At 44.9% G+C, this 21,811-nt stretch carries 13 protein-coding genes; all 13 read left to right on the top strand.

Features of this window, described 5'->3' with window-relative positions; all coding sequences use genetic code 11:
* Nucleotides 1-10: 10 nt before the first annotated feature.
* Complete coding sequence (locus BC351_RS07240; protein ID WP_079410232.1) at nt 11-904, top strand: ABC transporter permease; 894 nt, start codon at nt 11-13, stop codon at nt 902-904.
* 13 nt (nt 905-917) lie between these two features.
* Nucleotides 918-1,796: a carbohydrate ABC transporter permease gene (locus BC351_RS07235; protein ID WP_079410171.1), complete on the top strand. Its 879-nt coding sequence runs from the start codon at nt 918-920 to the stop codon at nt 1,794-1,796.
* Nucleotides 1,797-1,815: 19 nt separating this feature from the next.
* Nucleotides 1,816-2,976 (top strand): glycoside hydrolase family 88 protein, encoded by a 1,161-nt coding sequence (locus BC351_RS07230; protein WP_079410169.1) that lies wholly within the window; start codon nt 1,816-1,818, stop codon nt 2,974-2,976.
* Between the two features lie 41 nt (nt 2,977-3,017).
* The gene (locus BC351_RS07225) at nt 3,018-4,559 is read left to right on the top strand and encodes a polysaccharide lyase 6 family protein (protein ID WP_079410168.1); all 1,542 of its coding nucleotides are present in this window, start codon (nt 3,018-3,020) and stop codon (nt 4,557-4,559) included.
* Nucleotides 4,560-4,860: 301 nt separating this feature from the next.
* Nucleotides 4,861-9,798: a chondroitinase-B domain-containing protein gene (locus tag BC351_RS07220; protein ID WP_244208913.1), complete on the top strand. Its 4,938-nt coding sequence runs from the start codon at nt 4,861-4,863 to the stop codon at nt 9,796-9,798.
* 173 nt (nt 9,799-9,971) lie between these two features.
* Entirely contained in the window at nt 9,972-10,763 is a 792-nt protein-coding gene (locus tag BC351_RS07215; RefSeq protein ID WP_079410164.1) for an ABC transporter permease, read from the top strand.
* Between the two features lies 1 nt (nt 10,764).
* Complete coding sequence (locus BC351_RS07210) at nt 10,765-11,568, top strand: ABC transporter permease (RefSeq protein WP_158082006.1); 804 nt, start codon at nt 10,765-10,767, stop codon at nt 11,566-11,568.
* 16 nt (nt 11,569-11,584) lie between these two features.
* On the top strand, nt 11,585-12,583 hold the full coding sequence (locus BC351_RS07205) for an ABC transporter ATP-binding protein (protein ID WP_079410160.1): 999 nt from the start codon (nt 11,585-11,587) through the stop codon (nt 12,581-12,583).
* 338 nt (nt 12,584-12,921) lie between these two features.
* Nucleotides 12,922-15,054 carry a helix-turn-helix domain-containing protein gene (locus BC351_RS07200; protein WP_158082005.1) on the top strand — a complete coding sequence of 711 codons (2,133 nt, stop codon included), beginning with the start codon at nt 12,922-12,924 and terminating at the stop codon, nt 15,052-15,054.
* 209 nt (nt 15,055-15,263) lie between these two features.
* Nucleotides 15,264-16,178 (top strand): ABC transporter permease, encoded by a 915-nt coding sequence (locus BC351_RS07195; protein ID WP_244208908.1) that lies wholly within the window; start codon nt 15,264-15,266, stop codon nt 16,176-16,178.
* Nucleotides 16,179-16,196: 18 nt separating this feature from the next.
* Nucleotides 16,197-17,081, top strand: coding sequence for a carbohydrate ABC transporter permease (locus BC351_RS07190; RefSeq protein ID WP_079410156.1), 885 nt, complete (start codon nt 16,197-16,199; stop codon nt 17,079-17,081).
* A gap of 49 nt (nt 17,082-17,130) precedes the next feature.
* Nucleotides 17,131-18,744: a type 2 periplasmic-binding domain-containing protein gene (locus tag BC351_RS07185; RefSeq protein WP_079410154.1), complete on the top strand. Its 1,614-nt coding sequence runs from the start codon at nt 17,131-17,133 to the stop codon at nt 18,742-18,744.
* 49 nt (nt 18,745-18,793) lie between these two features.
* Nucleotides 18,794-21,799, top strand: coding sequence for a chondroitinase family polysaccharide lyase (locus BC351_RS07180; RefSeq protein WP_079410152.1), 3,006 nt, complete (start codon nt 18,794-18,796; stop codon nt 21,797-21,799).
* The last annotated feature ends 12 nt before the right edge of the window (nt 21,800-21,811 follow it).

The following is a 21,811-nucleotide window of genomic DNA, read 5'->3' as shown; positions in this document are numbered from 1 at the left end:
AGGCGGGGGAATGTTGAATGACATTAGCAAAAATAAGCTGCTCTATCTCATGTTGGCTCCTGTGCTTATATTCTTTTCACTGTTTCACTATATTCCCATGTATGGCGCAATCATTGCCTTCAAGGATTTCTCACCGAGACTTGGCATTATAGGAAGCCCGTGGGCTGGATTCGAGCATTTTAAAGTTTTTTTCGAAGGGATTTATTTCTGGCGCACGCTTAAAAATACGGTTCTTATCAGCTTGTATGATCTCGTTTTTGGCTTTCCTGCGCCGATTATCCTGGCTCTGCTGCTTAACGAAGTGAAGAAGACGATCTTCAAGCGATCTATCCAAACGATTACCTATATGCCGCATTTCGTCTCACTCGTCGTCGTATGCGGAATGATCAAGGAATTCACCGTAAGCGGGGGATTAATCAATGATTTTATCGCTTTTTTGGGCGGGGAGAGACTCTCCCTGCTGCTTGAATCTCAGTTTTTCCGGACGATTTATGTCTCATCGGGGGTATGGCAGCATATTGGTTGGGGCACCATTATTTATTTAGCGGCATTGGCGGGCATTGATACCGAGCAGTATGAGGCTGCGAAGATCGATGGCGCAGGACGATGGAAGCAAATGCGCCATGTCACGCTGCCAGGAATCATGCCTACGATTGTCATTTTGTTGATTCTTGAGATGGGCCGGATGCTGAGTGTGGGGACAGAAAAAATAATTTTGCTTTATAATCCGACCATCTATGATACCGCTGATGTTATTAGTTCCTATGTATATCGGGTAGGGCTTCAGGAATTCAATTACAGCTTCAGCTCGGCCGTCGGTTTATTCAATTCGGCCATTAACTTTACGCTTGTTGTCGGGTCCAACTGGTTAAGCCGCAAGCTGAACGATACCAGCCTGTGGTAGAGGGAGGATGAATATGTATCGCAAATCAGTCGGTGAGTGGACTTTTGATATCGGGAACTATGCGTTATTGTCACTGCTCGCTGTAGCTACTATATATCCTATTGTGTATGTCTTGTTTGCATCACTAAGCGATCCTACTCTCTATATGCAGCATAGCGGAATTCTCTGGAAACCGCTTCAGTTTAATCTGAATTCCTATAAGCTTGTGTTTCAAAATGGAACAATCATGAACGGCTATATCAATACGATGATCATTGTTGTCGTGGGATTAACGCTTAACATTTTTCTCACGTCTTTAGGCGCATATGCCTTGTCGAGGAAATGCTTGAGCTATCGGAAGCCTCTCATGCTGTATATCGTTTTTACGATGTTTTTCAGCGGTGGCATGATCCCCTTTTATTTTACTGTCAAGGGGCTGGGCTTGGCGAATACCTTGTGGGCATTAATCTTACCGCAAGCAATTTCAGCGTTTAATCTTATTCTGATGAAAACAGCATTTGAAGCGATACCGGATAGTCTGGAAGAATCGGCAAAAATAGATGGGGCCAACGAGTTCGTTATTTTGTTTCGGATTATGTTCCCACTCTGCATGCCTGTTGTCGCTGTTATGCTGCTCTACTATGGGGTGAGTCACTGGAATGCTTGGTTTAACGCGCTAATCTTTTTGCAAGATCGATCGCTGTACCCGCTGCAGCTTGTGCTCAGAGAGCTTCTGCTGATGAACGAAGCAGGCTCGATGGCGAGCGGGTCCAGCGGTGCGGATGTGGCGATCGTAGGGGAAACCTTGAAGCATGCTACCATTATCGTGGCCACAATGCCGATTCTTATGGTCTACCCTTTCCTGCAGAAATATTTTGTGAAAGGCGCTTTAATTGGGGCCATTAAAGGATAAAAAGGAGAAGATCACATTCATGGAAAAGCCAACAATAATTGAAAAATCAACAATAATTCAAAAGCCAACAATAATTGATCCAGCATCTCTCGATCTTTGGTGGAATGGAGTGCAGAACAAGGTTGATGTCATGCTGAGCCGAGGGATTGAACTAGCGCCGCATGCCGCCCAGTCAGGGGGATATGATGGCTTAAAGCTTGATCAGTGGATCTCCGGATTCTGGCCGGGGATGCTGTGGATTCTTTATGATTTAACCGCCGAAGAACGCTATAAGCTTGCTGCCTGGGAGTGGGATATACGGATGGAACGTCATCTGCTGGAAGACAACCATTTTCATCATGATGTAGGGTTTCAGTATTTGCCCACATCTGTACTCAAGTACAAGCTGACCGGAGATATGGATGGACGACGCCGAGGACTTGCAGCAGCCAACTTCCTTGCAGGCCGATTTAATCTGGCTGGGCAGTTTCTTAGGGCTTGGAATCGTGATATGACTGGCTGGGCCATCATCGATTGCATGATGAACTTGTCCATCTTGTTCTGGGCTTCGGAAGAGCTGCAAGACCCGCGATTTTCTCAAATCGCCTGTGCTCATGCAGATACAGTTATCAAGCATATGATCCGTGGCGATGGATCGACTTGTCATATTGCTGTATTCGATCCGATAACTGGGGAATTGCTGGAGCATATGGGCGGGCAAGGTTTTGCGGAGGATTCCAGCTGGTCCAGAGGGAATGCTTGGGCGTTATACGGCATGACAAACACATATCGTTATACCAAGAAGGAGAAGTACCTGCATGCAGCTCAGCAGGTAGCTCATCATTTCATTAGCTCGCTGCCAGAAGCAATGGTGCCTCCTTGGGACTTTCGGGTACCGAATGCCAGCGAGGCGCCAAGGGATACGTCTGCTGCAAGCATTGCGGCGTCGGGTTTGCTTGAGCTTGCCGAAGTCGTTCAAGCGGAGGACGCCAATAAGTACCGCTCGGCTGCTGAGCGCATCCTGAAATCTTTATCGGAGAGATATACCGCCTTCGATGAACCGCAGCATGAAGGCATTCTCCGTGGGGGAACGGGGCATAAACCGGCTGAGACGAATGTGAATGTATCGTTGATTTATGGCGACTACTATTATGTTGAAGCTCTTGCCAAGCTGCAAGGTTGGAAGCATCGTGTGTTCTAAGCATGCAAGTGAATAACAGAGAATTATGGAGGAGTTAGGATATGGGGGATCATAGGGAAGTGCGGCCGATGCTGACATACATAAAGGTTGGCACGGCTGCAGAATTGCAGATGGCATTGGATGAAGCGGTCGCAGGAAGCGTCATTGAGCTGCAAAACGGGATATATGAACAAAGCGGCCCATTCGTTGTAAAGGATAAGCAGGGTTCGGACGGCATGCCGATTCGGATTGAGGCTGCTAACTTGGGAATGGCTATTATCTCAGGTGACAGCTATTTGCACATAGAGGATTCAAGCTATATCGAAGTATCCGGGCTTATGATCCATAGTGGGATCGGCTCTTCTTCCAGCGAACGGTCGCTTAGAGACAGAGGTCTATCGCACCGTATCTTGCAAGGTGTACATCCAGGAATTCAACTGCAGAGCTCTAGCCGAATTTCGATTCTTCGCAATACATTTGCCTTGAATGAGACCGGCCAGCCTTATCGTTTTCTCACGAATAAAGGTCCAGTATGGGGGTTGTATGACGTCGAAGGCAGCTGCCGTTATGGCAGCAGTTATGATCCGAATGGAGCCGTTTATAGCGGTCCGACCCCTTATGAAGATGCTAAACTGATCACCGACAATGGAACGCACCGCCATTATATCCGAGTGGAGGGAGTGAGCAGCTACAACCGGATTGCTTACAATGATATTGGGCCCAAGAGAGGTTTTGGCGCCGTTCTTATTTATGACGGAGAGGGGCATGGCGGACGAACGATCTCGCAGCATGATGTGATTGAATATAATCATTTCCATGGGATCGGCCCGCGTGTTACGAACGGATTGGAGGCGATCCGGCTCGGTTTATCAAGCCTTTCATTAGCGCCTGGGTATGTAACGATCCAGTATAATTTGTTTGACGGTTTTGATGGCGAGGATGAGATTATTTCTGTGAAGAGCAGCGACAACATCATCCGCTATAATACGTCTCGGAATTCGTACGGGGGATTCGTCGCTCGACACGGGAATCGCAATAGCTTTTACGGCAACTTCTTCTTGGGTGACGGGGAAAAGCCGGGGATGAGCGGCTTTCGCATCTATGGCAACGATCACAAAATTTATGACAACTATATGGAAGGCTTGACGGATCATGTGATAAAACTGGATGGCGGATCACATGATGGAGGAGCTGAAGGAAGCCTAAATCCTACGGTAAAGTGGATGAGTGGAGATGAGGAAAAGTCTGCGGTTCTGGAGGATCTTTCGCAAGAGGAGCGAACAGCGCTTCTGCGTGGGCATTGGCGGCAATATCATGTCCAGGTGTTCAATAATACGCTGGTGAACACGGGGAATCTTACAAATTTTATTGTTCTTGGCGGAAAAACGTACCAACCCGTGGGCACGAAGGTGTATAACAACTTAATTGTAAGCCATACGGAAACGATGATTTTGGAGACAAGTGCGATGCAGCAAGCTGAGGCAAGCGAGCAAAGTATAGCCATTGGCGCTGACGAATACGATTCCGGTCATGCTTTAGCAATGAAACCGCTCACAGTAGATGATGTAGGACCTGTAAGGGGGAACTACAGGGCGCTATTCTAGCCAAAAGTAGCATTATAGCGAGGTTGAGGGAACTATAGTACGCTATTTTGGCTTTTGATGGGAAATTCAGCGCTTTTTCGTGGAAATAAGACCCTGTAGTTCCGCTATGACCCTCGCATCCCTGCTATTTGCCTAAATAGCTTCCCAGAGTTCCCTCAATAGGATAGGTCGCTAACAATAGGCTGATCTCTCAGGGTGGCGAAACCGTTTTTCTAAGGATGAGTTTAGCTGCTTTTACGGTATTCAGCAATGATGCCTAAAAGCTTCACAATACAGAAGAGGTGATGAGAATTTGAGCAAGATGTCCAAAGAATTCAGAGTGCGTTCGAAACGGGGAGTCAGCTTGCTGCTCGCAGCAGCATTAACATTGACGTGGTTGCCGCTAGGGGGATCCAAAGTACATGCAGATAGCACAGTGGCAGGAACACCAGGCGGTGTGGATGCCAACATGCTGAAATTGTGGCTGAAAGCGGACTCCGACAGCGTGACCCGTAGTGGGAATGGCGATATAACGGTATGGAAGGACAGCAGTCCACAAGGCAATGATTTCATCAATGACGGGACGGTTGGCGACAAGGGTCCGAGGGCAAAGCCGAAGTATACTCTGTCCAATCCTGCACTGAATTTCCAGCCTTCGGTGCAATTTATTCGTTCAGCCAGTTCAGGCAATGGAAGTCTTTTATTGGACAAAAATGGGTTATTTGACCAGGATGAGCCGGTCGAGCAGGCGAGTGTTTATTTGGTTGCTGGGGGGCTAACGTTATCAAATCAGAACTCTCAAATCTTTTACGAAACTTTGCAAGGAAAAGGAGTGTTCGGAGCATATATCCCTTCCAGCACTTCGCAAGTTTTGTGGGATTCGGGAGCTACCCTATCTGGAAATCCACGACTCACGACAGGCTATTCAATCCCTCCTCTTCAATACAATAGTTGGGGGTTTCATTATGATTCGCATCCAGCCGTTTCCAGTGCTGTTTATCAAGCAATTACGCTAGATGGGCAAACGATAGCCAAATCAACACAAGCCCGCCTTCCAATGGTTGGAAACGCAAGTAACCCGATGTCTCTCGGTTCTGCTGTCGGTGGAGGATCCGGCTATAACGGACAAATTGGCGAGATGATCGTGTTTGGTGAGACACTTACAGACGTACAGCAAAGTCAAGTGCAGACGTACATGGCCCTTAAGTTCGGAACGCCGCTGAAGGGGAAGGACTATGTATCGGCAGGCCCTTCGCCGATGGTCGTTTGGCCAACGGATGCCAATATGGCTTATGGCAATAACATTGCAGGTATCGCCCGCGATCAGCAAGGAGCATTGGCGCAAGCAACAAGCCGGAGCAGCGAAGGACAAGCCTCTGCGCAGGTCATCATTACCGCTAAACAAGCTTTGGCGGACAAGCAGTACCTTCTGTGGGGAGATAACGGAAGTTTGGCTCCTTCTGCGCCCTACGGTGCGGACTTTAAGCAGTCAGCGCGGACATGGAAAGTTCGAAATACGGGAAATGTCAGAACTGTGCAAGTTGCCTTTCCTGCGGCAATGCTTCCGCTAGGCGGCTTGCTGCTGACGAGCGGAAGCAGCGATTTCAGCCACGCGGTTCCACTGTCATTAACTCCTGTGGAGGTGCATGGCGAAGCTTACTACGCTGCGGATACGGAGCTTACTGATGGATCCTTTTTCACCTTTGTGGAGAAAATGCCGGCCATCCAGTTATCTACTCTCGATGTTTGGAACGGCGGCCAAAAGATCGGGATGAATATTCCCTTCGTGTCTTCCAAGATGGACGGGTATGAGGTCATCGTTCCACAGGCTGCCGATTCCATCCGTTTAGCCATGCAAGTCAGTGGCGGTATTTCAACGGCGGTGACCCTGACGAATCTTGCAGGGGTGAATCAGCCTATAAGCGATGTTACCCAAGTTCATCTCACGCCGGGCAATAACAAGCTCACGATCCGATTATCAAACGGCGATGCAATGAATACGTATACGCTGCAAGCCTATCGGCTATCGGCCAAAGGAACGAATGGCCAAGTGCCGATGAACGCAAGTACGGTTACCGCTAGTTCCTACCAGCCGAACACGACGAATATTCCTGCGAATGTCGTGGACGGTGTTTGGAATAATGATGTCCGTTGGTCGGCTTCTGGACAAGGGGAGTGGCTGCAGTTCGATATGGGTCAGCCAGAGAAGGTTACCTATTTGAATATTGCTTTCCTGAACGCGATCGACCGTCAAAGCAATTTCGAAATTATAGGCTCCAATCAAGCGGATTTCCAGAATCCGACCGTGCTGCTGCCTAAACGAAAAAGTAGATTGCTCAAAGTCGAAGATGATATTATGCAGCCTTATGTGCTGACTACTCCGGCAGAAGTTCGATATCTGCGGCTGGTCGGATATGGAAATACGGCTTCGGGCAGCTCAGGCAATTGGAATAGTATTACCGAAGTTGAACTTTATACGGGCACTGCACCCAAAGTGGATGAGCCTTCAGAGCCAAGCGGTCCTCCGCAAGCAGGTGATAAACCCGTGGAGCCCCTCCCTCCGGTACGGGTGGTGAAGGTCAATTCCGCGCAAGAACTGCAAAATGCGCTGGATCAAGCCGCTAAAGGGACGACGATTGAATTGCAAAATGGTACGTATCAACAAAACGGTCCATTCGTTGTCAAAGATAAGGCAGGTACGGCTGCGCTTCCGATTCGTATTGTCGCTGCTGAACTAGGGAAGGCCGTTATCGCTGGCGACAGCTACATGCATATTGAAAATGCAAATTATATTGAGGTTGAGGGACTTACGTTCCACTCCGGTGGCGGATCGGCTCTTGGTGAGGATACGCTGCGGAGCCGAGCGGTCCCGGAAGACAGGATCGCAACGTTGAAGGGACTGCACCCAGGTGTGGAATTATATGACTCCAGCAATGTCTCCATTGTGCGCAATACCTTTGCATTGGATGAAACGGGGCAGAAATATCGCTTTACAAAGGCTGAGAACAGCGTCAATAAACCAATTTGGTGTGTGATTGGCGTTGAAAATAGCTGCCGTTATGGCAGCACCTATGATCCGAACGGAGCTGTTTATACGGGCGAAACGTCGCACTCCCCGAATTCGGCGCTGCTTACGGACGGCGGAACCGACCGGCATTATATTCGGGTGGAAGGCACCAGCAGCCACAATCGGATTGCTTACAATGACATCGGTCCGAAAACCGGTTTCGGCGCAGTGATGACGTATGACGGCAAGGATTCGGTCTCGCAGTACGATGTGATTGAATACAATCACTTCCATGATATCGGTCCACGGGTAAGTAACGGATTGGAAGCGATCCGCCTGGGGCTTTCCGGATTATCTTTGGCGCCTGGACATGTTACGATTCAATATAATTTGTTCGACGGATTGAACGGCGAGGACGAGATCGTTTCGGTGAAGAGCAGCGATAATATAATCCGCTACAACACCGTATTGAATTCCTATGGAGGAATGGTAGCCCGGCACGGTCATCGCAACAGCTTTTATGGCAATTTCATTATCGCAGATGGCAAAAAACCTGGAACGAGCGGTTTCCGTCTCTATGGGAATGATCACAAGATTTATAATAATTACATGGAAGGACTTACGGATGATGCCATTCAGCTTGATGGCGGAACGGAAGATGCGGGGCCGGAGGGAGGCACGAACCCCATTATACGTTGGGGCACTGGGCCGAACGATTTCGCGGAACTTAGGAGCCTTTCGGCAGAACGGCAGCAGGAGCTGCTGCGTGGGCATTGGCGGCAATATAATGTGCAAATTTACAATAATACAATCGTAAACTTAAGCAATAAAGCATCGGCCCTCAAAGTTGCCCAGCGCACGTTCCAACCGACGGGAACGCAAGTTTATAATAATGTCATTTTCAGTAACGTAGGGACGATATTCAATGAAACGAAAGATATCACGTCCGCAGGCCGACCGACTTATGTCGGCAATATGGTCGATGGTCTCGCTGCTGTGGCGGCGAATGCAACTGTCGTTAGCGCCACTTACAAAGGTGATCTGAAGCTGGTCCGTGGCAGCGACGGTCTGATTCGCTTGTCGCCGCTAAGTCCCGCGGTTGATAGCGCCCAAGGTCCATATGTTCCTTTGGACGATATGGACGGTCAAAGGCGGACGCATACTCCCGACGCTGGTGCAGATGAGTACGACCAAGCAGCCGTTCCTACACTTAAGCCGCTTACGGCTGCCGATGTTGGGCCATCTGCGGGCAGGAGCATGCCAGAAGAAGAAGGCAAGCCGGAGTTAAGCAGCCTTCAGATCAGCTCTACTCTGACACTCACGCCAGCCTTCCGCTCGGATATTACCTATTATACGGTGATGGCTCCCACTGGAATCGGCAGCATGACAATTACGCCGGCTTCCTTAAGTCAGAGGGCTGACATTCAGGTGAGCGTAGACGGGGCTTCGGCGCAGTCGGTAAGAAGCGGCAGCGAAAGCGGACCGCTGGCCATTGCAGAAAGCGGCAGTGTTGTTCTGATTGATGTGTCGATGCCGTCCGGCATTCATAAAACGTATACCATGATGATAAAACGCCCGCAGATAAACAATTCGTCTTCATCGAATTCTTCATCGGATTCATCATCTGGGTATAATCCAGCGCCTTTGCCTAACCCGGTGCCTGAACCGACGATTCCACAGCCTTCAAAACCGCCGGGTCCCTCCACATCAGTACCAACGCCGGGGACTTTTGTAGATGTGCCGAAACATTGGGCATCAGAAGCTATCAGCAAGGCTGCTGCCAAGGGCATTGTGAACGGCTATTCAGATGGCAGTTTTAAACCTGACGAACCGATGACAAGACTTCAATTCGCTGCTATGCTGGTTCGCGCTCTGGGCTTGAAGCCGGAACCATCGAAGCCGGATTTCACGGATGAGGCGAGTATTCCGGCATGGGCGGCGGGAGAACTTGGCGCTGCGTTGAAAGCAGGCATTATTCAGGGCTATGAAGACCAATCTCTGCGTCCTAATGAGGCAATAAATCGAATTGAAATGGTTGCCATGTTAGTAAGGGCATTGCCACAAAGCGAGGGAACATCGACTGCGTCTTCGTTTAGCGACAGTTCTCAGATCCCCTCATGGGCATTGCCGTTAGTTTCGCGGGCTAACTCACTTGGGCTAGTTGATGGCCGGGAGAATCATGCTTTTAAACCGTTTGACGTGGCGACGAGAGCGGAAGCCGTCACGGTGGTTATGCGTATGTTGGATCGCTAGGGTTGTATGCAGCAGGTTGGCCTCTTAGGGGGCTGGCCTTGCTGCTTTTTTTCTTGACTTTCAATATTGAAGATTGATTTTAGATTTTGACAATTCATCTTTGGGAAAAATTAAGTTACGATGTTTGTACCCTTTGGAAATCATTGGAACAAGAAGAAGCAGGAGGCTATTGAGTGGGAGTATACCTAGAGTTCATTAAAATATCATTTTCTCAAAAGTTTGTTTATCGAATGAACTCCTATATTAGCGCCATCAGTTCACTAATTAAGATGTTAATACTAATCAGTATATGGACAGCCTTATTTAAAGGACAATCGGCTATTAGCGGTATTCAATTAACAGATATGATTAATTTTGTCATCGTCAATTCAATAATTGGTTCTTTGATCTATTCGAATATCGCTAATGAGATCGGGAGCAAAGTCGTTGATGGTTCTATAAGCACCGACTTCATCAAGCCAATTAATTTTAAGTATTACATATTTGCTAACCAAATCGGCGAGAATGTGTACATGCTCATCTTCAATACAGTTCCAGCGATTCTGCTTATTATTATTTATTCGGGGTTTACATGGCCATATCAGACAAATAGCCTTTTGCTGTTTTTTATTAGCCTGATTAACGGTTTTATAATCATCTACTACTTCAATTATATTTTGGGATTAACTACGTTCTGGATGACGACTTCATTTTATATTGATTGGTTTATGAAGGCATTTTTTCAACTCTTTGCAGGCACTTTTGTCCCCCTGTGGTTTTATCCAGATTTTTTATTATACATTAGCAAAATGTTGCCTTTTCATCTTGTCGCATTCGAGCCAATTGCCATACTCTTGGGGAAATTGTCTTGGCATGAGTCTATCAACGTTATTTGTACTCAATTTGTTTGGATCATTCTTTTGATCATCGTGGAAAAGTTAATTTGGAATAAAGTTGAAAAAAAAGTGATCGTCCATGGAGGCTAAAATGAGTCGACTGCCGCTATATTTGGCATTTATCAAAATTAAGCTAAACGGAGTGGTAGAATATCGGGGGGCATTTTTACTCACCTCTTTCTCCAAAGCATCCGTATGGGTAACGGAGTTTCTACTCATTTATATTCTCATCTCTAAATTCAAACAAATAGCTGGATGGGGAACATACGAGGTTATGTTTTTATATGCATTAAGTTTAGCTTCGTATTCCTTTGCTGGATTTTTTCTGTTTCATCCATGCATGAAACTAGCTTCACGCATCCAAAGCGGAGAATTTGATGAAATTTTAACAAAACCAATTAATCCTTTTTTATATTTAGTATGCAAAGAATTCAGCACCGGGTATTTTAACAATGTGATTGTTGCCATCGGTGTTATCATCATTTGTTTCAACAAACTTCAAATCACATTAAGCGCAATGAATCTATTGTTCCTTGTCCTAGTATTAATTGGAGGTACTCTCATACAAGGCGCAGCATTTCTGTTCACTTCTGTGCCCGCCTTTTGGATAACGAATAATAAAGCATTAATTGACCTATTTATGTTTGATTTAAAAAGGTTTATCCAATATCCAATATCTGCGTACAGCAAGTTTCTGCAGGTGTTATTAACCTTATTGTTTCCTTATGCATTCATCAATTTTTATCCAGCACAATATTTTCTCGAAAAAAACGATTTTCTAATGTTTCATCCATTGGTTCAATTTCTTAATCCGATTATCGGTATTGTGTTATTTACTCTGGCACTTATGTTTTTCTTCAAAGGGATTAAACACTATAACAGCACAGGGTCTTGATGAAAGGGATGATTATGTGGCTTATATTGAAATGGAAAATATATGCAAGGAATTTAAAGTGTATAAAAGAAATTCAAGTTGGACTAAGACGTTAAAATCGTTGTTTATTCGTGAATTTGAAACAAAGGTCGCTATTCAAAACATAAATATTAGCATTGATAAAGGAGAGCTTGTTGGATATATCGGTCCAAATGGGGCTGGCAAATCGACTACGATCAAGATTTTAACAGGTATTTTGACACCAACTTCTGGAATTGTTCGCGTTGATGGGAGAGTTCCTCACGAAAATCGAGTGAAGAATGCGGAGAAAATGGGTGTAGTTTTCGGACAAAGATCTCAATTGTATTGGGATCTGCCAATGACAGAGACTTTTCAACTGTATAAGAAAATGTACCGTATTGAAGAGCGACAGTTTAAATCAAATGTAAACCTTTATGTTGAGTTGTTAGAGATGCAGGAATTTATGAATCGACCGATTAGACAACTAAGCTTGGGACAAAAGATGCGAGCCAATTTGGCGGTTGCTCTTCTACATGACCCTGAAATTATATATTTAGATGAGCCTACGATTGGACTTGATGTCGTAGCTAAAAGTCGTATTCGACGTTTTGTGAGGGAATTAAATAAAGAAAAAGGTACGACTGTCCTATTAACCACTCATGATATGGACGATATTGAGCAAATCTGCAATCGAATCATCATGATTGATCATGGGCAAAAGATATTTGACGGATCCATAGGGGAATTAAAAGACTTATACAGTGAAGGGTACATGTTAATCGTGGATTTTGCAGAAGACAATGTATCACTTAATGATTCTCGATTGAGGGTTATTAGTGAAGAGGGACCGAGAAAAACGATTATCATCAATACGAACGAGATTGCAATTGCTGAAGCTATTGCTAAAATCACTGAGGGCAACAGTATTGTTGATTTACATATTAAGGAACCTAACATTGAAAGAACAATCGAGAGATTGTATGAAAATAAAGAACGGGAGACGGTACAAGCTTGAAAATTTCATCGGATTGGCTCATAAGAAGGGCGCACAGTTTTCACAATGTGGCGCCCTTTTTATATCGTTCTGATGGCAATTTAAATGATTACATTCTAAAGGATAGGTGTTTATCTTGTACAGGGGTATAAATTATTCACCTGTTGGATTGTCTTGATACTATGCATAATGATATGGATAAGTTCATGTCATAGCCCAAAGGATGAGCGTAATCAATGATGATGAAGTCTACGAAATACAGACCAAGGGTTATGTCGGTTTTTAATAGATATTTGTTTTCGTTTACTTTGCTTCTTTTTTTGCCTATGCTTTTTTTGGGAATTACAGGATATTATCAATTGTCAACGATTGTGGGGGACGAAGTTGAGAGAAACAATAAGTCGCTTTTGAATAGCTTCCAGTTCGAGGTTGATAACAAACTAATTCTGATGAATAAAATTGCCAATCAGATTACGGAAGCTCCGGAACTGTCACCCTATATGCTGACACAGGATATGTTTAATATGTTTCAAGGGAAAAAGGTATTGGAAGGTAAGGTTGTTGATGACAGTATTCGTGAAATTGTTCTCCATATTCGCGGATCGGAGAAATTATATTCTTCGTTAAGTACTTATAAGGTCAAAGACTTTGCGAGCAATTTGTACCACTTTTCCGAATGGACCGAAGAACAATTTAATGATGATCTGAACCATGTGAACACCATTATGCTTCGGCCAGCAGAGGACGTTAGGATAGAGGGGTTACCCATACAACGTCTGATTACTTATATCGTGCCTATTCCGATGAGGAACCAAAAACCGTATGGGACGGTCTTGTTTGAACTGAAAGAAGACACATTACTCAAAGGACTTAATCCAGAGCAACTGCTGCCGAATGGGAACGCGATCGTTTTCGATCAGGCAGGCAGGGTAATATCCGCCTACAAACAATTGGATTCCATGAAATCCTTCGACGTTTACAAGCAAATCGTGAATGGGGAGAACAAACGACATATTCAAGAATTTCAACATCAAAAGTTTGTTGTTTCATTTCAAAAATCAATGCAAAGCGGTTTGACCTATGTCATTATGCTTCCCTACTCTTCAGTCGTAGCGCCAGTTCATCAAGCCATCCTGAAGTGGATTGGCTACTTGTTATTCATTTTCACAATTGGTTGCGCTTTCATTTATGTTGCTATGCTATTTAATTACAATCCGGTTAAAAAGCTAGCCTCTCTCGTAGAAACAGTTCGAGGTCAATCGATTCACAAAACGAACATATTCGAAGCCATTGGCAGTGTTATCAACGATATTGCCGATTCGAATCGAACCTTGGGCCGCAAGTTGGAAGAAAATCGTTCAGCGGTAAGAGATCATTTTCTCGGCAGTTTACTGAGGGGTGAATTTCAAACACTGGACGATGTTAATGAACGGGGCGAAGAAGTTGGCGTTACCTTTCCTTTTCCAGATATTACGGTGATGATCCTGGAAGTCCCTGTTTCCCAAGTGTTCTATAAGGAAAAGTTGATTGCAGAAGTAGAGCGGCAGTTCGGAGGAGATGCCGTGGGACATGTAAAGATCGGCTTAGAAGAACGAAGAGCGATTTTTATTTTGTCATGGGGAGGCAAGCTACCGGATAGAAAGCTGTGGCTGAACCGTTTACACGATCATTTGAATATGACGTATGCCATACCGATTACGCTGGGGATTGGAAACGGGTATAGGGCACTATCGCAAGTGGGGCGTTCCTATTTGGAAGCATCAACGGCGATAGATTATAAGATGATTAAAGGGAATCAGCGAGTTATCTTTTTCGATGACTTAATGGCCCATGATCATGCAGATTTGTTGAATCCTAGACGTATTCTGGATGAATTGGAAATTGTGTTGCAGTACGGTGAAGCATTGCGGATTACCAGAGATGTCCATCAAATCACCATTAAAATTAAACAGAGTGGAATGACCCTGTTTATCGCCAAAGAGCTTTGTTATGACATCATTCATAAATTTATTGCGTTCATGGAAAATAGAAGTCCAGGATGCTCAAGTGATCGCTTGCCGGACATTTTAGCTCTGACCGACTATACGACATTAGATGAAATTGCTGACTTACTCACTACCGCTTGTACAGCATTATGTCATTCCCTTGACGAGCCTAAATCGGCATCCCCTGCCGTAATGATCGACCAAATAAACAAATATATTTTGCAATACTATAGCGAATACGATTTCTCCGTACAAAAGATTGCCGAGCACTTTTCTCTCTCCTTGTCCTATTTGAGTCGTTATTACAAAGAACAGACAGGTCGAACTGTCATGGAATATTTGAAAGAGGTAAGGATCGAACAGGCAAAACGGTTGCTTCGACACACGAACAGCTCCGTTAAGGAAATTGTACAGCAGATAGGCTACTATGATGTATCAAGTTTTATCCGTACCTTCAAACAGCAAGTTGGGATAACGCCTGGTGAATACCGAAAACAAGAAAAGTAGACAATTAACACGTTGAAAACAGCATATGTGCGGTTCAAATTCGACATATGGGGTTGAAATGGGGCAGATCATAAATTTCGCATAGGCGGATTGGCGATCTCACTTATATACCGGCTGTCGTGGGGATGATTAAATGACATGTATAAAGGCGGATTCAATTCTTGGCAGTGTATCAATAACAAATAAGATACAGCGGAGGTGAAAACAAAATGTCATTAAATTCGAAAATGATCAAAAGAATTATACGTAACTATGATTTATATTTGCTTTTGCTGCCGACGCTTGCCTATTTTATTATTTTTCATTATGTACCGATGTATGGCGTGCAGATTGCATTTAAAAATTTCAATCCGTTAAAAGGGATCGTCGGCAGTCCATGGGTAGGCTTCGATCATTTTGAACGGTTCTTTCAATCGTATCAACTGGGAACGATTATTAGAAATACGCTTGGTATCAGTATCTATGAACTTCTCGTGGCGTTCCCTGCTCCAATCATACTGGCGTTAATGATTAATCAATTAACAAACGAGCGTTTTAAACGTTTTGTGCAAACGGTTACATATGCTCCGCATTTTATCTCCACAGTTGTTGTCGTCGGAATTGTGTATCTGCTGCTGTCACCCAAAACAGGTGCAGTGAACAGTCTATTGGCTGCATTTAAAATTGAGCCCATCTTTTTTATGGGCAGTGCCGATTGGTTCAAGACCGTATTCGTCTTCTCTGGAATTTGGCAAAATGTAGGCTGGGGAACGATCATCTATCTTGCTGCACTGACGTCTGTCAATCCTGAATATCATGAGGCAGCGGTTGTCGACGGAGCAACGAAACTGCAGCGCGTCTTCCACATAGATATTCCGGCCATCATGCCGACCGTCATTATCATGCTGATCATGAACATGGGTCATATGATGAGTGTTGGCTTCGAGAAGGTGTACTTGATGCAAAATCAACTGAATATCGATGCATCAGAGACGATTCAGACTTATGTTTATAAAGCGGGACTTGTTCAAGCACAGTACAGCTATTCTTCTGCGATTGGTTTGTTTAATACCATTATTAACTTCATCTTATTAATCAGTGTGAACCAAATAGCTAAATCGTTAAAACAAACAAGCTTATGGTAAAAGGGCGGAGGGGAATCTATGAAGCTGGCTAAAAATAGGACAGATATTACCTTCGACGTAATCAATTATTCGTTGATTGTGATCTTACTCTTACTTGTTATCTACCCGCTTTATTTTGTTATAACAGCTTCGGTGACAAATCCGGATTTGATTTACTCGGGAAGGTTGTTGTTTTTACCTCAACAAGTGACATGGGATGGCTATAAAAGGCTCTTTTCCGATGCGGTCATTTGGATTGGTTTTAAAAATTCGTTATGGTATACGGTTACCGGAACGACGCTTAATGTAGTGCTGACGGTGATGGCCGGCTACGCGCTTTCCAGATCAGATTTGGTTGGAAGAAATGCATTCATGTTTCTGCTTGTATTTACGATGTTTTTTGGTGGCGGGCTTATTCCGACCTACCTGCTGGTCAAAGATCTGGGCATTCTGAATACAACCTGGGCCATGATCCTCCCGAATGCTGTTTCCGTATTTAATGTCATCATTGTTCGTACATTTTTTCAATCGAATGTGCCAGCTGAGGTACTCGAATCGGCCATGATCGATGGCTGCTCGAATGTAAAGTTTTTTGTTAAAATCGCAATTCCTTTGGCGATGCCGATTGTGGCAGTGATGGTACTCTTTTATGCAGTAGGGCATTGGAATTCCTATTTTCAGGCGTTGATTTATTTAAAAAGCAATGGCATGCAGCCCCTGCAAATTATTTTGCGGAACATACTCATCATGAATGAAGGCTCTGATTTGCAAAATTTACTAGATGGCTCACAAGAGCAACAGAAAAAGCTTGAGCTGATGAAATACGCTATTATTATCGTTTCCAGTCTGCCAATGCTTATCTTGTACCCTTTTCTCCAAAGATACTTTGTGAAAGGGGCGTTAGTCGGCTCTTTAAAAGGATAGTCGCGAATTGTATAAATTATTATCCATTCGGAAGGTTAGGTGCTGGCATATGAATTATAAATGGGGATTAGGTACAGTTGCACTCACATTAAGTATGGCTGTTGGACTTGCAGGTTGTGGAGATAAGCAAGCTGTAACTGTTGATGACAAAAAAACGACGGTGCAAGCGCCGAAGGATTTGAACGTAACTGATTTTCCCATTGCCAAAGAAAAGCTGACATTAAACATCGCTGCGTTCAAACCACCATCAGGTAAAGATTTGAACGATTATAAGTTTTTTCAGGATATTGAAACGAAAACGAACATCCATATCAATTGGAACTTGACACCGGGAAGCAGCTGGCAGGAAAAGAAAAACCTGCTATTTGCCGGCGGAGAGCTACCGGATGCCTTCTATGCGCATGGTATTTTGAGCGAAGATACGGATGTAGTTAAATATGGATCACAGGGTATTCTCATTCCGCTGGAAGGATATATCGATACCTATGCGCCGAACCTAAAGAAAATGTTGCTGGATAATCCAGTCTACAAAAAGCAGTTAACGGCCCCGGACGGACATATATATTCACTGCCGACAATTGATGAAACGTATTCTAGAACGAAATCAACGATGTTCATCAATAAGAAATGGTTAGATGAGCTGAAGCTGCCTATGCCGACGACGACCGATGAACTGTATCGAACGTTGAAGGCTTTCAAGGATAATGATCTTGGGGGCAACAATAAAAAGGATCAGATCCCGACGTCATTTCAACAAAACTGGAATAACGATCTGAATTCCTTATTCGGCGCTTTTGGTCGTCTCGATCGTGATGTTCATAAAGCGGGTAACAATCACTTGTCCGTTGAGAATAACAAAGTGATCTATACGGCTGTTCAGCCGGAATATAAGGCAGCAATCCAATATGTGAACAAGCTTATTTCCGAAGGGTTGGTCGACCAAGAAAGCTTCACCCAGGACACCAAGGTTTTCAATGCCAAAACAGCTAAAGGGATTGTAGGCGTCGCCTTCGATTGGAATCCGGCTAACCAAGATTACGTTTCGCTTCCGCCACTGAAAGGGCCGGCTGGACAGAAGCAGGTGTGGGCGGAGTATCCTGCAGGAATTCTGCTGAGAGGTTCGTTCGCGATTACGAATGTTAACAAGCATCCCGAAGCCACCATTCGCTGGATTGATAACATGTATGATCCGACAAACTCCTTGCAGCTTAGCAAAGGTGTGATTGGTGGACAAAGCTTAAAAGGACGCTCAGATGGCAAGTATGAAACCGTGAATCTTCCCCAAGGGGCTAATGAGGATGATTTCAAACAAGTGCCTCCAACTGCTTATTCTGTTTGGGCTACCACGAAGTCGGTAGGTGACATGGCTATAGCAGCAGCATCAGGAAAAAGGTCCAAAGTCGATATCGACAACGTTTATGCGCCATTTCTTGTCAATGATTCATTTCCCAAAGCTTATTTCACAGCGGAAGAAAACGATCAAATTTCACGTTATTTGACGGATGTGGATGCCTACGTTAGCAAGATGTATGCCAAATGGATGATGTCCGGCGGCATCGACAAAGAATGGGAAGACTATGTGAAGAAGCTGAATGAAATGGGTCTGGATAAAATGATTAAGATTTATCAAACAGTGTATGACCGTTATCAGGCCACGAAATAAGGACGTCTACAAATGGCATGCATAGTCGGTAGTTAATAGGAGCGTAAGTATGAAGATATTTTCATTTGAAAATGAAATCCCCCCGCAATTCTCGTGTGATCACAGCTCACACTTATCTCTAAGCGATCAGCAATACAAATATGGTACGCATAGTTTGCAATGGGAATATACCTCAAATTCCTATTTGGAAGTGAATGAACCCATTTTTTACCGTCCTTTTCAAGAGGGCTCGATCAGTCAGGAACGCGATTCATTCGTTGTATGGATCTATAACCCAGAACCATTAGAAGATGTGCTTACGTTTCAATTTGGACGAAACAAAGAGGTGGATTGCCAGTTTGTGTTTCACCTCAATTTTCGCGGGTGGCGTACGGCCTGGGTTGCTTATGAGCGAGATATGCAAGGGGACCCGCATCCCGAAATGGACACGCTGATCATTCTCGCACCGAGAAGAATTGGCATGGGGAAGTTGTACATCAATCAGCTTATGCTAAATACACCGATTGATCCTCGCTTTCATACACGGGATAAGCAAGTGCCATTCGTTAATCTAGAGGCAGATAAAAATGCTAACGCACACTGGCTCAGCTTGTATGCTTTTGCTGAGCTGGAGCACAGGAATTCGGTGCCCGAAGTCGGTGCATCCGAGCAGCAAGGGACGCATGGCATGATCAATGAGCGTTTCGAGAAGCTGATCCTACAAGATCGATTCGTCGCCCTTGAGGACATCAAACGAATAAGGGAGATTTTTTCCACCTTCGGAATTTCACGAAACGGAGATGTAATCTCTGGAAGGCCCATCGATCTTCCATTCTTCGACCATTTTCCAAAGTCGGACAAAGAACGCTTGAAGAAGCTCGCGAACAGTATACAGCTATCTTCCTACACAGATTTCATGCTGGAAATTGCTTTGCACTATCGTTCTGCAGGACGTTCGAGTTGGAAACAAGAATTGCAAGTTATCTTTATTGATTTACTGGATCATTTGGATGAGCAAGGGTGGGCGTATGGTAGCTCCCAAGGGACGGTCCATCATTTCGGTTACAATTTCCGTCATTATTATCCGGCTGTTTTTTTGATGCGAGCTGAGCTTGAACAAGCGGGGCGACTTGAACGAACACAGAAAACGATGTATTGGTTTAGCGGCGCTGGACGAATACATTCACCGCTTGAAGATATTGAAGGAAATATCGATATTTTCAACACCACGCTGCATGGCATTCTAGCAAGTCTTCTGATTATGTACGACACGCTCACGAAAGTGCGCGAGCTGTCTTCGTTCAGAGAATGGCTCAGCCAATCTCTTATACCCGCACCCGGCCTAAGATCCGCCTACAAATCAGACGGTTCTGCCTACCATCATGTTAATCATTACCCAGCGTATGCAATAGGGGGCTTTCTGGGGGTTACGCCAGTCATCTATCTGATAAGCGGTACCGTCTATCGAATTGATGAACGAGCCCACGCATCTATTCGCAAGGCGCTGCTAGCAATGCGATTATATGCCAACAAATACGAATGGCTGCTTAGTCTTTCGGCCCGTCATCCTACAGGTAAGGGAGCATTGGAAGTAGAACCCTACAAATATATGGCGTTATCGGGTACCCCGGATGGATCGAAACCGGTTGACGAAGAGGTGGCGGCCGCCTATTTACGGCTGCTCCCTCACAAGGAGGAATCCGAAGCAGCTGAGCAGTTTTTAACTATGCGCATTGCACCGGAAGCGGATCCAGACGGACATTGGACGATGAATTTTGCAGCGCTGGCGATTCATCGCCGAGATTCTTGGCTTGCAGGCGCAAGAGGGCACAGCAGGTATTTGTGGGCGAACGAAACGTACGTAAGCGCCAACCTATATGGTCGGTACATTTCGCATGGCCATTTGCAAATCATGAGCCAAGGTGAGCCCATAAATCATACGGACAGCGGTTATCATCACGACGGCTGGGATTGGAACCGCTGGCCAGGGACAACGACCGTGCATAAACCGATAGCCGATCTGCGCTCGAATGTTCGGAACGTGGATACCTTTAGCGGCTTCGAAGAGATGCTGCTTTCGGATGAAACGTATGCCGGAGGATTGAATTTGGAAGGACGGAACGGTATGTTCGCGATGAAGCTGCACGAGCATCCGAAATATGAAGGAAGCCACCGTGCACGCAAATCCGTCTTCTTTTTTGATAACCGAATTATTTGTCTTGGTTCGGATATTGAGAATACGAACTTAGTCTATCCTACCGAAACGACACTGTTTCAGAATCACCTTGCTGATCTAGGAAGTCCAATCTGGGTGAATGACAACAACTCTATTTGTGAGTTTCCATATGCATATGAGCGTGTATTGGACGAACCTATATGGCTTCTGGATCATTTGGAGAATGGTTATTACATCCCAGAAGGACAAATGCTCTCGTTGTCTAAAAGTGTTCAGCATTCCAAGCATCAAGCTACGGATGCGGATACGCAGGGCAGTTTTGCTACTGCCATATTGGGGCATGGATGTGCACCTAAACAAGGCAGCTATGAATATACGATACTTGTGAAAACGAATCGCGCTAATATTGAAGCATTTTGCAAGAACATGCGAAGTTTGGAATCCGCGGCATATAGAGTGCTTCGCAAAGATCATAGCGCACACATCGTGAAGGATCATGTTAACCAAACGACGGCCTATGCGTTGTTCGAAGCAAATGCAGACGTCAGAACAGGATGGGTTCTTGCTGTTGACACACCTGCGATGATCATGATTCGGGAAGCAGGCGATGAACTCATCGTAAGCGCTGTCGATCCTGATTTACGATTATATGATGGCAAGGAATCAGATCAATATGATGAGGCTGGAAATCAAGTAGAAGTAAGCGTTTATTCTCGAAAGTGGATCCATGCTGAAAGTATGCCATCCACGATACGTATCGTCTTGAAGGGAAGTTGGATCATGAAAGGAGACTTCTTGGGATGTCGACTCGCAGAAAATAGAGATGACCATACGACAGTAATCGAAATAGTGTGTAAGGACGCAATGCCACGGGAGTTTGTTTTGCAGATGGAAATTTGAAAAACGAGGGGG

It is taken from the genome of Paenibacillus ferrarius (genome assembly GCF_002027705.1).
Taxonomy (GTDB): Bacteria; Bacillota; Bacilli; order Paenibacillales; family NBRC-103111; genus Paenibacillus_E; species Paenibacillus_E ferrarius.
The sequence above is the reverse complement of the archived record's forward strand: the minus strand, read 5'-3'. Positions and strand labels throughout refer to the sequence as shown.